The sequence below is a fragment of the Herbaspirillum rhizosphaerae genome (genome assembly GCF_001189965.1).
Classification (GTDB): Bacteria; Pseudomonadota; Gammaproteobacteria; order Burkholderiales; family Burkholderiaceae_D; genus Herbaspirillum; species Herbaspirillum rhizosphaerae.
On sequence record NZ_LFLU01000007.1, the window covers coordinates 190,817 to 204,577 of the forward strand.

The 13,761-nt window shown below is 60.8% G+C and carries 11 protein-coding genes; 2 read left to right on the plus strand and 9 right to left on the minus strand.

Annotated elements, in window-relative coordinates; translation table 11 throughout:
• Window positions 1–99 precede the first annotated feature (99 nt).
• The 8 genes from AKL25_RS12285 to AKL25_RS24190 all read right to left on the minus strand — a co-directional run bounded on the left by AKL25_RS12285 (window position 100) and on the right by AKL25_RS24190 (window position 6,846).
• A complete protein-coding gene (locus tag AKL25_RS12285; RefSeq protein ID WP_050477947.1) occupies window positions 100–687 on the minus strand; it encodes a hypothetical protein in 588 nt (195 codons plus the stop codon).
• A gap of 90 nt (window positions 688–777) precedes the next feature.
• Complete coding sequence (locus tag AKL25_RS12290) at window positions 778–1,566, minus strand: putative hydro-lyase (protein WP_205627242.1); 789 nt, start codon at window positions 1,564–1,566, stop codon at window positions 778–780.
• Between the two features lie 10 nt (window positions 1,567–1,576).
• Complete coding sequence (locus AKL25_RS12295) at window positions 1,577–2,284, minus strand: ABC transporter ATP-binding protein (RefSeq protein WP_050477948.1); 708 nt, start codon at window positions 2,282–2,284, stop codon at window positions 1,577–1,579.
• Window positions 2,284–2,997, minus strand: coding sequence for an ABC transporter ATP-binding protein (locus AKL25_RS12300; protein ID WP_050477949.1), 714 nt, complete (start codon window positions 2,995–2,997; stop codon window positions 2,284–2,286). The genes AKL25_RS12295 and AKL25_RS12300 overlap by 1 nt, the downstream gene beginning before the upstream one ends.
• Entirely contained in the window at window positions 2,994–4,043 is a 1,050-nt protein-coding gene (locus tag AKL25_RS12305; protein ID WP_083444680.1) for a branched-chain amino acid ABC transporter permease, read from the minus strand. Before AKL25_RS12305 ends, AKL25_RS12300 begins: the two co-directional genes overlap by 4 nt.
• 32 nt (window positions 4,044–4,075) lie before the next feature.
• On the minus strand, window positions 4,076–4,942 hold the full coding sequence (locus AKL25_RS12310; protein ID WP_050477950.1) for a branched-chain amino acid ABC transporter permease: 867 nt from the start codon (window positions 4,940–4,942) through the stop codon (window positions 4,076–4,078).
• A gap of 145 nt (window positions 4,943–5,087) precedes the next feature.
• The gene (locus AKL25_RS12315; protein WP_050477951.1) at window positions 5,088–6,374 is read right to left on the minus strand and encodes an ABC transporter substrate-binding protein; all 1,287 of its coding nucleotides are present in this window, start codon (window positions 6,372–6,374) and stop codon (window positions 5,088–5,090) included.
• A 310-nt stretch (window positions 6,375–6,684) separates the two neighbouring features.
• On the minus strand, window positions 6,685–6,846 hold the full coding sequence (locus tag AKL25_RS24190) for a hypothetical protein (protein WP_157050613.1): 162 nt from the start codon (window positions 6,844–6,846) through the stop codon (window positions 6,685–6,687).
• A gap of 315 nt (window positions 6,847–7,161) precedes the next feature.
• Here AKL25_RS24190 and AKL25_RS12320 point away from each other — a divergent pair, with 315 nt between their 5' ends.
• A complete protein-coding gene (locus tag AKL25_RS12320; protein ID WP_050477952.1) occupies window positions 7,162–10,788 on the plus strand; it encodes a hydantoinase B/oxoprolinase family protein in 3,627 nt (1,208 codons plus the stop codon).
• A gap of 269 nt (window positions 10,789–11,057) precedes the next feature.
• Window positions 11,058–12,605, plus strand: coding sequence for a methyl-accepting chemotaxis protein (locus tag AKL25_RS12325; protein ID WP_050477953.1), 1,548 nt, complete (start codon window positions 11,058–11,060; stop codon window positions 12,603–12,605).
• Window positions 12,606–12,704: 99 nt separating this feature from the next.
• Here the strand turns inward: AKL25_RS12325 and AKL25_RS12330 are convergent, their stop codons facing one another.
• Window positions 12,705–13,682: an aldo/keto reductase gene (locus AKL25_RS12330; protein ID WP_050477954.1), complete on the minus strand. Its 978-nt coding sequence runs from the start codon at window positions 13,680–13,682 to the stop codon at window positions 12,705–12,707.
• Between the last annotated feature and the right edge of the window lie 79 nt (window positions 13,683–13,761).

Consider the following 13,761-nt stretch of genomic DNA (forward strand, 5'->3'; position numbering starts at 1 on the left):
ATGGCCGTTGTCTTGTCGCCTTCAAAGAGAACTCCCGGACGCGCAGCGATGTCTCGTTCTGCGCGCCGCTATTCTTTTCCTACGCCGCCAGCTACACAGCTAGGCCGACAGTCGCTCGCGCGGCAGCTCGAACTTGTTGCTCCTGAATTCGTTCAGAAAGGCGAACGACGGATTGCTGTCGCCGATGAAGCCGAAGGACGAATCCAGCACGCGCGACGGCAGCCACGGATAGGGCAAAAACGATTGCAGCGTCTGCAGCAGGTCGCCGGCGATGTCGGCGATGAGCATCATGTGATCGATGCGGATATGCATCTCACTGGCGCGCCAGAGTTGTTCCGGATGCTGGTTGAGCTGCCAGTTGTAGTAGCCGCGCCCGATGCGCAGCGACGCCGTTTCTTCTTCGCGCATCAGCACCAGCCACGGCAGTTGCTCGATGCGGCCGTTGCGCACGTCGAACCCGTCGCAGACGTAATAGGTGCGGCAGTGCGTAAAGCGCCTGGCGAAATCGGTGACCAGCGTCTGCGCGATGCCGTCCGCGCCCACCACCAGCGGCGGGAAAGCCACCGCGCTGACCGAGGTCGAAATGCTCAGCACCGCGTTGGGTTCATAGATGTCGTGAATCAGTGAAGGACAGCATTTGTCTTTTGCATGGACGTAGGCTTCCAACAGGGATTTATGCGTCAACATAAAATTCCTCGGTTCTTGGCGGGCGAACCCGCCGCTGGGGTGGATGGACGATCAGCCGATCTGGCGATCGCCGTTGCGCTTGTGCTTAGCTCATTCGTTCAGCCGGTCGGTCACGAACATCTTGCCGGGTGCGTGGGTGATGCAAAACGGCAGCCGGCTGAGTTCGGCCACATACTGAGGCGTCACGCCGCAGGCCCAGAACACCGGCAATTCGTCATCCATGAGCTCGACCGCGTCGCCGAAGTCGGGACGCATCAGGTCGGCTATGCCGATGGCTTGCGGATTGCCGATATGCACCGGCGCGCCGTGCACCTGCGGCAACCGCGCAGTGATTTCCACCGCACGCGCGACGTCGCGGCTCTTGACCGGACGCATGCTGACCACCGCATTGCCGGTAAAGCGCCCGGCCGGCACGCATGGCATGCTGGTCTTGTACATGGCGACGTTGCGTTGCTGCTCGATGTGGCGCAAGGGAATCCCACCCTCGATCAACGCGCTCTCGAAGGAAAAACTGCAGCCGATCAAAAAGCTCACCAGATCGTCGCGCCAGTAGGCGGAGATGTCAGCGACTTCTTTGGTCATCACGCCGTTTTCAAAGATGCGATAGCCGGGCAGGTCGGTCCGCAGATCGGCGCCGGGCGCCGTACGCGGTTCGACCGCGCCGGCTTCCAGCACTTCCACCAGCGGGCAAGGCTTGGGATTGCGCTGGCAGAACAGCAGGAAATCGAACGCATATTCCTTCGGCACGATCATCAGGTTGGCCTGGACGTGGTTGTCGGCGTAGCCTGCGGTCGGTCCGTCGAATTCGCCGCTGCGGCACAGTGCACGCAGGTCGGCGGCAGACAGCGCATCGTCGAAAATCGCCATATCCATTTTCATGTTGCTCATCTCACAGTCCTCCGAGGTAGGCCTTCTTGATGTCTTCGTTATGCAGCAGCTCGTCGCCGGTGCCCTGCATCACGATGCGGCCGGTCTGGATCACGTAGCCGTAGTGCGCAATCGCCAGCGCCTTGTGCAGGTTCTGCTCCACCAGCAGGATCGACACGCCCTTGGCGTTGACCTGCTGGATGGTGTCGAGCACCTTGGTCACGAACTTGGGCGCGATGCCCCAGGACGGTTCGTCCAGCAACAGCAGGCGCGGCTTCGCCATCAGGCCGCGCGCAATCGCCAGCATCTGCTGTTCGCCGCCGCTCATGGTGCCGGCCAGCTGGTGGCGGCGCTCCTTGATGATGGGAAAGGTGGCGTACATGTCTTCGATCGACTCGGCGATCTCGTGCTTGTCGCTGCGCGTGTAAGCGCCCAGCTCCAGATTGCGTTGCACGGTCAGACGACCGAACAGGCGGCGTCCTTCCGGCACCAGCGACAGGCCGAGGCCGACACGATCAAATGGCGGTATTTTTCCGATGTCGACGTTGTCGAACATGATGCTGCCGGCGTCGACCTTGTTGAGACCGGCAATCGCGCGCAGCGTGGTCGACTTGCCGTTGCCGTTGCCGCCCACCAGCGCCACCAGGCTGCCCGGTTTGACGTCGATATCGACTTTGGACAGGGCCAGTACGCCGTCGTAGCTGGCTCGCAGATTTCTCACCTGTAGCATCATTCATCTCCCAAATAGGCGGCGATCACATGCGGATCGTTGGATACATCCTGCGGCGAACCGTCGGCAATCTTCTTGCCGTAGTCGAGCACCACGATCTGGTTGGCGATCGGCATGATGCCCTCCAGCACGTGTTCGACGATCAGGCAGGAAATGCCCTGGTCGCGGATCTTCAGCACCACGTCGACGGTCTCGCGCACTTCGGTCGGGTTGAGGCCGGCCATGACTTCATCCATCAGCAGCAACTTCGGTTTGACCGCCAGCGCACGCGCCACGGCAAGGCGGCGCTGTTCGCTGATGGTCATGCTGCCGGCCGGCTTGTCGGCGAAGCGGCCGAGGTTGACGAAGTCCAGCAGCTCCTGCGCGGTGCGGCGTGCGGCGCCGACGCTGCGCTCGTTGAGGAAGACGCCGACCATCACGTTTTCCAGCGCGCTCATGCTGGTGAAGGTGCGCGCCACCTGGAAGGTGCGGCCGATGCCGACGCGCGCGCACTGCTCCGGCGTCATGCCGGAAATCTTCATGTCCTCCAGCCAGATGTCGCCGGTGGTCGGCGGCGAGTAGCCGGCGATGCAGTTGAACATGGTGGTCTTGCCGGCGCCGTTGGGGCCGATCAGGCCGACGATCTCGCCGGCCTGGACCGTGAAGGAAATATCCTGGTTGGCGGTCAGGCCGCCGAATTTCTTGTAGACGTTTTCTACGCGTAGCAGACTCATTTGGATTCCTCCCGGGCGGCGTTTTCCGCTTGCGCCTTGACGGCCTTGCGGCGTGCGAACGTGCTCTTCAGATAACCGAGGATGCCGTTCGGGTAGTACACCGCGATCACGATGATCAGCGCGGCGTAGATGATCAGGTCGGTGCCGCGGCCGGAGCCGCCGAACATGGTGCGCGTACCTTCTTCAATCGCGGTCAGCAAGCCGGCGCCGACCAACGGGCCGAACAGGGTGCCGATGCCGCCGAGGATGGCGACCAGCGCCATCTTGATCGACATGCCGGTGCCGAGCACCGAGGCCGGATCGATGTACAACTCCTTCTGCGCATACAGGCTGCCGCCCATCGCGGTGAAGAAACTGCTGACGGCGAACGCGATCTGCTTGTAGCGCGACAGGCTGACGCCAAGGCTGCGCGCCGCATCCGGTTCATCCTTGATGGCCCGGAAGTAGTAGCCGAGGAAGCTGCGCTCGATGATGAAATTGGCCAGCAGCGTGATCAGCAGCAAACCCAGCGCGATGTAGTAGTAAGGCTCCTTGCCGGCAAAGATCATGCTGGCCCAGCCGCCCTCGCCCATCGGAATGGTCAGGCCGACGGCGGCGCCGGCGAAGTCCCAGTTGGTGAAGACGATCTGGATGATTTCCGCCACCGCGATCGTGGCCATCGCAAAGTAGTGGCCCTTGAGGCGGAAGCAAGACCAGCCGATCACCAGGCTGACCAGCGCAGCGAGCACGCCGCCGACGACCATGGCGAGCCAAGGATTGACACCGTAGACCGAGAACAGGATCGCCGAGGTGTAGGCGCCGATGCCGTAGAAGGCGACGTGGCCGAGCGACACCTGGCCGGCATAGCCGCCGACGATGTTCCAGGACACGCCGATCTGCGCCGCCATCAGGATCAGGATCGCCAGGTTCTGATGCGACGGGCTGGTGATGTAGAGCGGCAAAGCCAGCGCGAGTACGAGCAGCGCGACCAGCAAGGCGTGGATTTTGTTGAAGCCGCCGGCTGACGCACCCGGCGTCAGCGGCAGACTGGAAGTAGTTTTGAGCATGGATTCCTCTTTCATGTAGTTGGCGTTCAGGCTCAGGTCTTGCCCATCAAACCTTGCGGGCGGAACATCAGCACCGTCAGGAACAGCACCAGCACGATCGCCATCTTGTATTGCGGCCCGAGAAAGAGACCGCCCATCACTTCGATCACGCCCACCAGCACGCCCGCAATCAGGGCGCCGACCACGCTGCCGAAGCCGCCCAGATTGACCACCACGAAGGCGATCAGGATGAAGTTGGCGCCGACTTCCGGAAAGATCGGAAAGAAAGTCGACAGCAGCGCGCCCGCCACGCCGGCACAGGCGGCGCCGACGCCCCAGGCCAGGGCGAACATTTTTTGCGAATCGATGCCCATGAGCTGCGCCGCTTCCTTGTCGGCGGCGGTCGCTTCCAGTGCGGCGCCGAGCTTGGTGCGGGTCAGGAAGGTATAGATCACGCCGGTGACCACAATGGCGCCGATGCCGGCAGTCAGTTGCGGCGAGCCGATCTGGATGCCGCCGATAGCGACATGGCCGGCGACCATCGAGTTTTCGATGGTGCGAAAATCCGCCTTCCAGAAGAACTGGGCGATGCCGCGGAACAGGATCATCAGCCCGAAGGTGGTGAAAATCTGCGACACCATCGGCGCATTGGTGATCTTGCGGATCACCAATTTGTACAGCAAGGTACCGAGCGCAAACAGGAACAAGGCCGTCAGCGGCAAGGTGAAAATCGGATCCAGCGCATACAGCGCGAACAGCCAGAAGCTGGAATACATGCCGAACATCAGGAATTCGCCGTGTGCGAAATTGACAATGTCCATGACGCCGAAGATCAGCGTGAGACCAATCGCTACGAGCGCATAAATCAGTCCGATCAACAAACCGGACGCCAGGGTCTGCACCAAAATTTCCCAAGTCATAAATTTCCCCTTAACGATATTTACGCGCCGTAAATACCTGCGATAAAAATTGAATCTGAGAGGAAGGCCGCAATGCTGCGGGCGTTGCCAATATTGCCGATGCTGCGGGCATTACTGCGGCCTTCCGTCGACTGCCTGAAGCTGATTACTTGCGTTGATCCCACTTCGGCATCGGCCACACGATGTCGCGCGTGGCCATGTCGAACGGCCAGACGGTGTAGTACTTGCCGTTGATGACCTGCAGCAGGATGCCGGAGCTCAGCGTGTTCTGGCCGTGCTCGTCGAACTTGACGCCCTTCCACGGCATGATCAGTTTGTTGCCGGGGATGCTGGTTTCCGACAGCGCCTTGCGGATCGCTTCCGCATCGGTGGAACCGGCGCGGTTGATTGCGTCGGCCAGCGTCATCAGACCGGTGAAGGTGCGCGACGAGTTGCCGGTGAAGTTGATCTTGAAGCGTGCATTGAACAGGTCGTTGACTTGCTTGATCAGCGGATTCTTGCCGGCCAGGTCGAGCGACCAGACGTCGCGGGTGATGATGTAGTCGGCGTCCTTGCCCAGGGTCTTGACGAATTCCGTGTCGATGAAACCGGCGTCGTTGGCCAGGATCATGTCAGGCGTGAAGCCCAGTTCCTTGTAGGTCTTCATCGACAGGATGGCGTCGCCCAGATAAGAGGACTGCAGCACGACTTGCGGCGCGGCGGCTTTGAGCAACTGCACTTCCGAGGTCAGCTGTGTGCTCTTGGCCGGATAGACGATGGTCTTCACCAGGTCGTAGCCGCGGTCCTTGGAGAGCTTGGTTTCCAGCTTGGTGGTCTCGTTGCCCCACAGGGTATTTTCGTTGAAGGCGCCGAGCTTGCTGATCTTGATGTTCTTCTTGGCTTCCAGCTCCTTGAAGAATTCGTAGAAGTTGGTGACGAACAGATCGTCATGCGCCGTGGTGCGGAAGAACCACTTGAAGCCGCGCTGGGTCAGCGACGCCGACGACGATTCCGGATTCAGGTAAGGCACCTTGTAGCGTTCCGCAACCTGGCTGGTGGTGGCGGTGACGTTGCTGAAATAGGCGCCGACCACGGCGACCACTTTCTCTTGCGTGATCAGGCGTTCGGCTTCGGTCGCGCCGACTTGCGGGTTGCCTTGCGAATCGGCGAACACCAGTTTGATCTTGGCGCCCTTCAGGTTGGGCAGACCGCCGCCGGCCGAGAACGGCAGGTTGGGCACGCTCTTGGCGCCGTTGTTGATGATGTCGGCGGCCAGTTCCAGCGCGTCTTTCATTTCTGCGCCGGTAGATGCCGCGGCGCCGCTGAGCGGATAGATGACGCCGATCTTGATTTCCTGTTGCTGTGCATGCGCCGAATAGGCAGCCATGCAAAAAGACACGGCGAGGCCGGCTTTTGCGAGATGTTTAGCGTGTTTGAAGACGAGACCTAACATGATGAGACGCTCCTTGTTGTATCGATGAATGACATCTAAAAATTCCCCCCACTGCTTGAAGCCTGAAGCGGGAGCTACCCAAAAATCACCACGGTTGCTGCCAATCCCCATCCCTCGCAAAAGCGAAGGATGTGTTGATCCACTCCAGTCCGGTAAGCCGGCTGGACTTGTTTGCGCTGCTCAGCACGCGCAGTACGGATGCGATGCGGCCGCCTGCAAAGGCTGACCGGCACGCAGGTGCACGACAGACCGTGCACGGCGCTGCTGAAGCTGCTGACTCTTTTCGATATTGCTGACGCTACTGGTGCTGCTATTGACTGCCCGACTCAGGATTCATCGAACTTGCCCGCTCTTGCCTCGTTCTTGCGCTACTGCTCGCCGGCATTTCGCCGGCGTCGAGGGCACGTTCAAAAATGGCGGCGGTGTGTGCAGTGATTTGCGGCCCGCTCTTTTTTGCTTGGTTCTTGTCCATTTTTTGTCTCCTTGATTTTTTTCTTGAATCCTATATGTTTCATCGATAATATGTCAATAAATTATTAATATTAAAAACAATAAATGATCGCCAAATCATTGACGAGTTATTAGCAAAGCGCGTGCCAGTTTTCTACCGCGATCGCCACTTCAGACGCAAACACAGACGCAGCAAGGCTTTAAGGAGGATTTGACGGGTTTCCCCGATGTTTCCTCAGCAAAACGTTCGGCCCTTACCGCACGGTTTATGTGCAAAGTGTCGATAATTCATCAACAAAAATGCACCTGAAAGTTCATTCAAGAAAGGCAATGCACCATGAATCAAGAGCAGACAAAACTGGGGGAACAACGCTGGCAGTTCTGGATTGACCGCGGCGGCACGTTTACCGACATCGTTGCGCGCCAGCCGGACGGCACCTTGCTGACGCATAAACTGCTGTCAGAAAATCCCGAGCAATATAAAGACGCGGCCGTGGCCGGCATCAAGCGCCTGCTCGGCCTCAAACCTGACGAAGCGATCTCGCCGCAACAGGTGGAAGCCGTCAAGATGGGCACCACCGTCGCCACCAATGCACTGCTGGAGCGCAAGGGCGATCCGACCGTGCTGGTGATTACCAAGGGTTTCCGCGACGCCTTGCGCATCGCGTATCAGAATCGCCCGCGCCTGTTCGACCGCAATATCGTCTTGCCGGAACTGCTGTTTGAAAAAGTCGTGGAGGTCGATGAACGCCTGAGCGCGCACGGCGACGTGGTGCAGCCGCTCGATACCGTCTCGGTGCGTAGCCAACTCGCCGCTTTATATAAGGAAGGCTATCGCGCCGTCGCGATTGTGCTGATGCACGGCTATCGCTTCACGGCGCACGAAGAAAAGCTCGCCGAAATCGCTGCCGAACTCGGCTATACGCAAGTCTCGGTGTCGCATGAAGTCAGCCCGATGATGAAGCTGGTCTCGCGCGGCGACACCACCGTGGTCGATGCTTACCTGTCGCCTATCCTGCGCCGCTATGTCGATCAGGTCGCCGGCGAAATGGACGGCGTGCGCCTGCTGTTCATGCAAAGCAACGGCGGCCTGACCGATGCGCATCGCTTCCAGGGCAAGGATTCGATCCTGTCCGGCCCGGCCGGCGGCATCGTCGGCATGGTGCGCACGGCGGAAACGGCCGGCTTCGACAAGATCATCGGCTTCGACATGGGCGGCACCTCGACCGACGTGTCGCACTATGCCGGCGAGTTCGAACGCGAGTTCGAGACCCAGGTGGCCGGCGTGCGCATGCGGGCGCCGATGATGAGCATCCATACGGTGGCGGCAGGCGGCGGCTCCATCCTGCATTTCGACGGCTCGCGCTATCGCGTCGGCCCGGACAGCGCCGGAGCCAATCCGGGCCCGGCCAGCTATCGCCGCGGCGGCCAGCTGGCGGTCACCGATTGCAACGTCATGCTGGGCAAGATCCAGCCGGCCTATTTTCCCAAGGTGTTCGGCCCGGCTGCCGATGAAGCACTGGACCGCGACGCCGTGGTGCAGAAGTTCACCGAACTGGCCGATCGCATCTTTGCCGAAACCGGCAATCGCCGCACGCCGGAAGAAGTCGCCGAGGGCTTCATCGATATTGCCGTCGGCAACATGGCCAACGCGATCAAGTTCATTTCGGTGCAGCGCGGCCATGACGTCACCGATTACACGCTGACCACCTTCGGCGGCGCCGGCGGCCAGCATGCCTGCCTGGTGGCGGATGCGCTGGGCATGACGCGCGTCTTCGCCCATCCGTTTGCGGGCGTGTTGTCGGCCTACGGCATGGGACTGGCGGATCAGACCGCGATGCGCGAACAGGCGATGGAACTGGCCCTGTCAACCGGTTCGGTCGGCACGCTGGACGTGGAACTGAACAAGCTCGCCACGCAAGCCGCCGACGACCTGTTGTCGCAAGGCGTGATGCCGACCCAGATCGACGTCATCAAGCGCGTCCACCTGCGCTACGACGGCACCGATTCGGTGATCGTGGTGGCCTTCGGCGATATCGCGAGCATGGTGGCGCAATTCGAGTCGGCCTACAAGAAACGATACTCTTTCCTGATGCCGGACAAGAGCATGATCATCGAAGCCATCTCGGTGGAAGCGATCGGCGTGTCCAACGACCGCGAAGAAAAAGCCGAGCTACTGCCGCCGCGCGCCGGCGCCTTGCAATCGACCGAAACCGTGAAGCTGTTCTCCGGCGGCCAGTGGCACGACACTGCACTGTATCGCCGCGAAGACATGCGCCCCGGCGACGTCGTGCACGGCCCCGCGATCATTGCGGAAAAGAACGCGACCAACATCGTCGAACCCGGCTGGCTGGCCGAAGTCACGCCGCTGAACCATCTGGTGATGCAGCGCTATCAGGCGCGCGTGCAGCGCAAGGCCATCGGCACCACGGCCGATCCGGTGATGCTGGAAGTGTTCAACAACCTGTTCATGAGCATCGCCGAACAGATGGGCCTGCGCCTGCAGAACACCGCCTTCTCGGTCAACATCAAGGAGCGCCTGGACTTCTCGTGCGCGCTGTTCGATGCACAGGGCAACCTGATCGCCAATGCGCCGCACATCCCGGTGCACCTGGGTTCGATGGGCGAAAGCATCCGCACCATCATCCGCGAGAACGCCGGCAAGATGCAGCCGGGCGACGTCTTCATGCTCAACGATCCCTACCACGGCGGCACGCACTTGCCGGACATCACGGTGATCACGCCGGCCTTCGACAAGGACGGCAAGGACATCCTGTTCTACGTTGGTTCGCGCGGCCATCATTCCGACATCGGCGGCATCACGCCGGGTTCGATGCCGGCCAACAGCACGGTGGTGGAAGAAGAAGGCATCCTGATCAACAACTTCCAGCTGGTGCGCGCGGGACGCTTCCTCGAACAGGAAACCGTGTCCCTGCTCGGCTCCGGCCCCTACCCTGCGCGCAACATTGCGCAGAACCTGGCCGACCTGCAGGCCCAGATCGCCGCCAACCAGAAGGGCGTCGACGAATTGCTGAAGATGGTCGATCACTTCGGCCTGGAGGTGGTGCAAGCCTATATGGGCCACGTGCAGGACAACGCCGAAGAAGCCGTGCGTCGCGTCATCACGCTGCTGAAAGACAGCAGCTACGACTACCCGCTCGACAACGGCGCGGTGATCAAGGTGGCGATCCGCGTGAACCACGCAGACCGCACCGCCGACATCGACTTCACCGGCACCTCGCCGCAGCTGAACAACAACTTCAATGCGCCCAGTGCAATCTGCATGGCGGCGGTGCTGTACGTGTTCCGCACACTGGTGGACGACGAGATCCCGCTCAACGCCGGCTGCCTGAAACCGCTCAACGTGATCATCCCGGAAGGCTCGATGCTCAATCCGCGCTATCCGGCGGCAGTGGTCTCGGGCAACGTCGAAACCTCGAGCTGCATCACCAATGCACTGTATGGCGCGCTCGGCGTGCTGGCCTCGGCTCCGGGCACGATGAACAACTTCACCTTCGGCAACGGCGAGTATCAGTACTACGAAACCATCTCGGGCGGCTCGGGCGCGGGCCAGGGTTTCAACGGCACCGACGTGGTGCAGACCCACATGACCAACTCGCGCCTGACCGATCCGGAGATTCTGGAATGGCGTTATCCGGTTCGTCTGGAGAGCTACGAGATCCGCGAACACTCCGGCGGCGCCGGCCAGTGGCATGGCGGCAACGGCGGCGTGCGCAAGATTCGCTTCCTGGAAGCGATGACGGCCTCGATCCTGTCGAACAACCGTATCGTCCCGCCCTTCGGCGCGGCCGGCGGCGAACCGGGCCAGTGCGGGCGGAACATGGTGATCCGTAACGACGGCACGCAGGAAGAGCTGGGTTTTGTCGCCAGCACCGAGATGCAGCCGGGCGACGTGTTCGTCATCGCCACGCCGGGCGGCGGGGGTTTTGGCAAGCCGCAGTGAAGCCCTTGCATCGTTATAAATAGTTTTTCCTGAGCAAGTCGTCCCTTTGCGGTATTGCCGTTCTTTCCGAACAGCAATACCGCTTTTTTTCAGGAAAAGACTGAGGCTTTACCCGTCAATTCGACGCTTACAAAGACCTGCGCCGTGCTAAGATTTTTTCATCACAAGTACGACCCGGTATCTTCGGTGAACGTCATTCAGAAACAATAACCAGCCTGGTGTGGGAAGCATTTGCTCGTCGCAAGACATCTTAAAAAGGGGAACACGCAGTGAACAATTTGTCTCTGAAGCAGAAGCTCTGGCTTCCGCTGATTTTCTCCTGGGTCGCGCTGTTTGCGCTGTCGCTCTGGAACATCTACGAAACCCGCAATCTCCAGATCGCCGACCGCCAGCACGCGCTGGTGGATATCACGGAGATGTCCTATTCCATCGTCAGCGGACTGGCGCAGCAAGCTGCCGACGGCAAGATGTCGGTCGACGATGCCAAGAAAATGGCGATCGCCCGCGTCGCCGACCAGCGCTATACCGGGAGCGGCTACATCACACTGGTCGGTGCCGATTCGGTCGTAGTGATGCATCCGACCAGCCCCAAGCTCAACGGCAAGAACATGTACGACTTCAAGGACGCCAAGGGCAATGAGCTCTACAAGATGATCGCCGCCACCGGCTCGTCGGCAGCCGGCGAAGGTTTCCTCGAATACTGGTGGCCGCGTCCCAAGGAAGAAAAGGCCAGCTCCAAGATGGGCTTCGTCAAACGCTTCAAGCCGTGGAACTGGGATTTCATCGCCAGCGTGTATCAGGATGACATCCAGGCCGACTTTTACCGCTCGCTGATCAAGGCCGGCGTCGTGCTGCTGATCCTCGGCGCGGTGATGTCGGGCATTGCCGTGCTGGTGGTGCGCAATATCTACCGTTCCATCGGCGGCGAACCGAGCGAAGCGTCGCAGATCGCGCGCAAGATCGCCGAGGGCGACCTGACCGGCGTGATCGCCGTGCGCAAGGGCGACGAAGCCAGCCTGGTATCGTCGATCGCCTATACCCGCGACCGCATGGTCGACACCGTCAACAGCATCCTGAGCGCAACCGGCTCGATCAAGCAATCGGTCGACGAAATCGCCAGCGGCAACATGGACCTGTCCAACCGCACCGAAGAGCAGGCGAGTTCACTCGAAGAAACCGCCTCGGCGATGGAGGAAATCACGTCCACCGTGAAGCAGAACGCCTCCAACGCCAGACAGGCCAGCGAACTTGCGGTATCGGCTTCCGAAGTCGCCGAGCAAGGCGGCAACGTGGTGCAGCAAGTGGTGAAGACCATGGACTCGATCAACGCTTCATCGAACAAGATCGTGGAAATCATCAGCGTAATCGACGGCATTGCTTTCCAGACCAACATCCTGGCGCTGAACGCCGCGGTGGAAGCCGCCCGCGCCGGCGAACAGGGCCGCGGCTTTGCCGTGGTGGCGTCGGAAGTGCGCAGCCTGGCGCAACGCTCGGCGGCCGCGGCCAAGGAAATCAAGTCGCTGATCGACGGCTCGGTGCAGGAAGTGCGCGCCGGATCCGACCTGGTCGGCCAGGCCGGCAAGACCATGGGCGAAGTGGTCGACAGCATCCGCAAGGTCAGTGAAGTGATCAAGGAAATCGCCGTCGCCAGCCACGAACAAAGCGAAGGCATCGATCAGGTCAACCTCGCCATCACGCAGATGGACGAAGTCACGCAGCAGAATGCCGCGCTGGTGGAAGAAGCCGCCGCCGCATCGAAGTCGATGCAGATGCAGGGCGACAATCTGGTGAAGGTGGTCAGCGTGTTCAAGCTGTAAGCACGCGTTTCATTGAAAAAGCCCACGGTCTTGCGGCCGTGGGCTTTTTGTTTTTGTACTGCCAATCTTTACTCTCTACTGCTGATTCATTCCGCCAACTCAGTAAGGTCCGCGAATCGCCGCATGAATCTTGTCGCGATACAGCGCCGCCAGTTTCTCGTGCAGCTCCGCCGGCAAGCGCGGCAAGGCCGATGCGCTGGCATTCGACAACACCTGCGCCGGCGAGCTGGCGCCGGGAATGATCACCGACACGGCGTCGTGATCGAGGATCCAGCGCAAGGCCATCTGCGCCATGTTCATGCCGGCAGGAACCAGCGCGGCAATCTCTTGCGCCAGGTCGACGCCGGTGGCGAACTCCAGGCCGGCGAAGGTTTCGCCGACATTGAATTGCTGGCCGTCGCGGTTGAAGTTGCGATGATCGTCCGGCTTGAAGGTGGTGGCGCGCGTCATCTTGCCGCTCAACAGGCCGCTGGCCAGCGGCAGGCGCACGATGATGCCGACGCCCTTCTCTTTCGCCTTCGGCAGCAACTCCGCCAGCGGCTTCTGGCGGAAGATGTTGAAGATCACTTGCAGCGAGGTCATGCCTTCCTGCTCCAGGCAGAGCAGGCCTTCTTCCACGGTCTCGACGCTGGCGCCGAAACGGCTGATCAATCCATCCTGGCGCAGCTCGCGCATCCAGTCAAAAATCTTGCCGTCCTTGAGCACAGCCGGCGGCACGCAATGCAGCTGCGTCAGGTCGAGCTTGTCGACGCCGAGACGTTCCAGCGAGCGCTGGGTCGCGGTACGTACGGCCTCGCGGCTGTAGCCATCCGGATAAATCGCGCCGCGTCCGAGCTTGGTGGCGACGGTGAGATCCTTGTGCGAGGTCAGGAACTGGCCGATGGAACGTTCGCTGGCGCCGTCGCCGTAGACGTCGGCCGTATCGATGAAGCGCACGCCGGTGGCATAAGCTTGCGCCAGCGTTTGCTGGGCGACGTCGTTGTCCCAATGATCGCCCCAGCCGCCGCCGAGTTGCCAGCATCCGAGGCCGACTTCAGGAACGGTAAGGCCATCGCTGGCGAGCTTGCGTGTTTGCATGTGTTGTCCTTGTTGTTGAAACCACTGAATGCGCCGCCGATGTGCAGTCAGCGCGGAGGCGGCTATGGTATGCCTGCTG